Annotated in this window: 2 protein-coding genes and 1 pseudogene; 2 read left to right on the top strand and 1 reads right to left on the bottom strand. The window is 46.4% G+C overall.

Annotation, left to right across the window (positions count from 1 at the left end):
* Positions 1–218: 218 nt before the first annotated feature.
* Together V513_RS07930 and V513_RS07925 are read left to right on the top strand one after the other, a co-directional pair.
* Complete coding sequence (locus V513_RS07930) at positions 219–650, top strand: Thrombospondin type 3 repeat protein (protein WP_099772305.1); 432 nt, start codon at positions 219–221, stop codon at positions 648–650.
* A gap of 329 nt (positions 651–979) precedes the next feature.
* Positions 980–1699, top strand: coding sequence for a hypothetical protein (locus tag V513_RS07925; RefSeq protein ID WP_099772304.1), 720 nt, complete (start codon positions 980–982; stop codon positions 1697–1699).
* Positions 1700–2363: 664 nt separating this feature from the next.
* On the opposite strand, the pseudogene V513_RS07920 reads toward V513_RS07925, so the two are convergent.
* A pseudogene (locus tag V513_RS07920) lies at positions 2364–2692 on the bottom strand (molybdopterin-dependent oxidoreductase).
* Positions 2693–3716 lie beyond the last annotated feature (1024 nt).

Raw genomic sequence — 3716 nt, 5'->3', positions numbered from 1 at the left:
TAAGCATGGCTTGAAGTTTCCTTCTTCGCCTTCTTGGCACACTGCAACTTGCAACTGAGAACTTGCAACTGATCCTTCGCTCTTTCCGACCTCTAACCTCCTACCCCCAACCCCGGTTTCCACGGTTTCTAAGCAAACTCTAAGGTTTTGCTAAGCTGCCTCTAAGAAATGGACTTTAGACTGAGAATGTACCGAAAATCAGATGGAGGTGAAAGCAGATGAAGAAAGTAGTACTGATTACGATAGCGCTTCTCTTGATTGGCGGAATGACTTTGGCTGTTGGTTACGGCGCAAGGCAGATGAAGAGAGTTCAGGATGTGGCGGCATGTGAGAACTTCGTGGACGAAGACGGAGACGGAGTAAACGATAACTGCCCGGTTGACGGTGAAAAGGTCTACATGAACAGAAGAGGACCGGCCGGAAAAGATGTTGAAGGCGGCTTCGGCACAAGAACAATGCAGAGGCTTCAGGATCCTACAACCTGTGAGAACTTTGTGGACGCAAACGAAGACGGCATTAACGACAACTGCCCGAACGGCGGCGAAAGACTTATGGAAAACAAGAGCGCGCAGGACGGAACAGGATACAGATACGGCGTCTCTGGCGAAAAAGGTCCCGGACGCGGTAAAGGCTTCGGAAAGACAAGATAACCCCATCCCCCAAAGATCTAGATCGGGCCCTATATGGGCCCTTTTTCTTGCAATTCAAAAGCTAATTCTTCAGAAGTGCTTTATTCAAGATCCTTCCGCGCAGAAAATCATGCCTTCAAGAACTTACCCGTCTCGAGCAAAGTTTCATGAACACAGCTTCAGGAAGCATCTCGACAAGACTCTCCAGAAGAACGGAACAACTTGTCAAATGTATAAAATCTTTCTATCGATGAGAAATCAGTATCTTTCATTTTGAGCGAAGGTCATTTCTGCCACCGTTTTGAAAATCAAGATAGAGAATCCCTTAGTGGAGGAGGATGAGCACAGCTATGAGGAACAGATCTCTGGACCTTAATTACAAATCGTTCACCAGAAACAGGCTTACGATGTTTGAGTACAGGAAGAAGCCTTTGTTCGATCAACTGGAAAGAATCGAGAACGATATGGAAAGACTCATACCTCAGAACGACAGCGAGAAGCTGCGGAGGCCCGGTTGGGCAAGGACGGCAGAAAGAGATGTATCTCAGTTGCTAAGCAAGTTGAGCCAGTTCGATCAAAGGAGATATGCCGATCTTCAGGAAAGAATGAAGGAAACCGAAGAAAGACTTGATGCCGTTGAGATTGAAGAGGAAGACATCGAGCTGGAAGCGATCGCCGACGAAATCAAGCACTTCGAAGAATTCCAGAAAGAGTATATGGAGGAAGTAGAAAAGGCCAAAAAGAAATTCGAGGAAGAATGGGATCTAACAGACATCGAGCTGAAATACTCGGAAAATGACTATATCTATAAGGTGATGTCTAAACTTGAAGAGCTTCGCGGAAGACAGAGCGAAATAAACAAGGGTAAAGCGCTACGGGAGCTCCGCAAGAAGAAGGAGGCAGAAGGCGTTCTTAAATTCGATAATGAAGAGGACAAGGGTACTTACGTAAGACGGGTCGCGCAGAGACCGGTCAGCTCCGTAGAGCCCCCGACTAAGCCGGAAACGGAAGAACCGCCCACAATAATGAGAAGAAGGGGCGGCGGAAGAATAAAGCGGGACGAAGGTTGAGTCTCGCATAACCGGCGAATTCACGGAAGCTCAGCTTGAATTTTCCGATAGAATTTGCCTATTTTGATTTTGGCGATTGTTTATGTATAATAATCTTAAGGAATAAGTAATCGAATTGATTTGTTTTGACTTTTTTTCATTTCGTATATGGGTGATTTGCGATGAAGCGCGCTGGAGTGACTGTCACGACGGCTGCGCTTTTTTCTTTGAAGCGGTCGACGTGAGAGCTTTTTTAGTTGAGAGGTTGCTCGATGTGGAAGATTCCCGAAGGTGAGTGAAAAGAAGAACACGTTTTTTTAAGGGGTTTCATGACGTCATTCCTGTTGGACGGCGTGAGTTTCATCTCCAACGGCAATTTCTTGAAAGCCAGCGTCTGAACTTAAGTCTCTTATCTGATTTAGCTTCATCTCTTGGTGAATTATCCCCGCGAATCCTGTCTCGAAGGACACTTCTTGCTCCAAAGAGAACAGACTCGACTCACAGGTCAAGTAACATCGTCTATTCGGGGTCTTCGGATGATCCGGTCAGATTGAAACGAAACAGATCTATATCAGGGTTAATTCTCGTTCTGCCTGTCGAACATCGGTTTGTTCAGGCTTCCGTCTTTGCTGTATCCGAATTCTTCCCAGTAACCTCTATACTTGTCATCATCGGACAGGTCGATCTACTCGACCCAGCGCGCCCACTTGTAGCCCCATTTGTCTTCGGTGACCACAATGAAGGGAAAGCCCTGAGCCGGCGGCAGCTCGATCCCGCTCAATCTGTCGGCCAGTATGATATTTCTTTCCCAAACGTAGTCGAGGGTCAGACTTGTTGTGTAGCCATCGGTTGACTTGAATATCACATTTGTCACTCTACCGTCCGGGTCGGCCTTTTTGATCAAATCCTTAGCGGAATCCCTTCCCAGAGCATATTCGCCGTCCATCCCTCCACACAGTGCAGTGTTACGAGCTTTTCGACATGCTGGAGTTCCTGCAGTTCAGTGTAGTTCATAAAATAAGGGGTTTCTGCAAGACCACCTATCTTCAAGGCGTATTCCTCGATATTCACGTATTGAATGCCCTTTATTGAGTTCTCTCTGAAGGCGCTCAGGTCGTCCAGCTTGACGCCCTGGTACTCCCTTACCACCACCTCGTCTAAGGGCCCATCATTTGTGCCGTATGTGACTCCAAACACAATAAATACCACTACGATAATTCCAGTAAGAATAAGAACCGGTAACTTCAAAACGTTCTCTTCCTCGTATCTAGTTTCGTTCCAAATTAAATTGCTTTGTTCAGGAGCAGATGACTTCGCTTAAGGTCTTCATGAGTCAAACGGGTGGCAGCAACCGTTGAGTCTTCTGACCAAAGCGTATATAGCGTCTTCAGAGCGTTCTGCGATCAGCTGTTTCTATGCCCGCGTAGCGGAGCTGGCCGCACGAAGTGTTACTGGCTCTGCCAAGGGCAGAGGCTGCTCACCGAAGATGACTGTCATCCTTCCACTATATTCATTCGTTGTAATTGTTTCCAAAGCCCAGATCCCGAAACAAGTTCGGGATGACAATGAGAGGGACGACTGAGAAGTCATGACGGGAATGATAGCGCTGGTCATTTCGAAAACGTCTGAATTCCTCATCTGAACTTGATTCAGTATCCCGGCAGGCTTACCGAAAACATCACATTCCGTGACAGCGTCCTGTAATTCTTAAGAACACAACATCCCGTCATTCTGAACTTGTTTCAGCATACCGCAGGCTTACCGAAAACATCACATTCCGTGACAGCGTCCTGTAATTCTTAAGAACACAACATCCCGTCATTCTGAACTTGTTTCAGAATCTTGTGTTTATTGACTTTGGCTTCTACTATGTCAACAGTTATAAAAAAGGCAGACTGAAAGGATCAAGCAGTAGACCGGCAGGTAGCTACTGAAGATACTTTCAGCGAGTATTCAGGCTTCTGTTTTCCCTCCTTTTTAGAAGGAGTATAATCAGAAAGAGGATTCCTCTTGAAGAATTTCTCTTCTGAGTAGGGAG

It is taken from the genome of Mesotoga sp. H07.pep.5.3, from assembly GCF_002752615.1.
Taxonomy (GTDB): Bacteria; Thermotogota; Thermotogae; order Petrotogales; family Kosmotogaceae; genus Mesotoga; species Mesotoga prima.
This window is presented reverse-complemented; position numbering and strand designations above follow the sequence as displayed.

Excerpts from the sequence above, each read along its gene's own strand:
- V513_RS07925 (WP_099772304.1), top strand. The coding sequence starts at position 980 with ATGAGGAACAGATCTCTGGACCTTAATTACAAATCGTTCACCAGAAAC.
- V513_RS07930 (WP_099772305.1), top strand. The coding sequence starts at position 219 with ATGAAGAAAGTAGTACTGATTACGATAGCGCTTCTCTTGATTGGCGGA.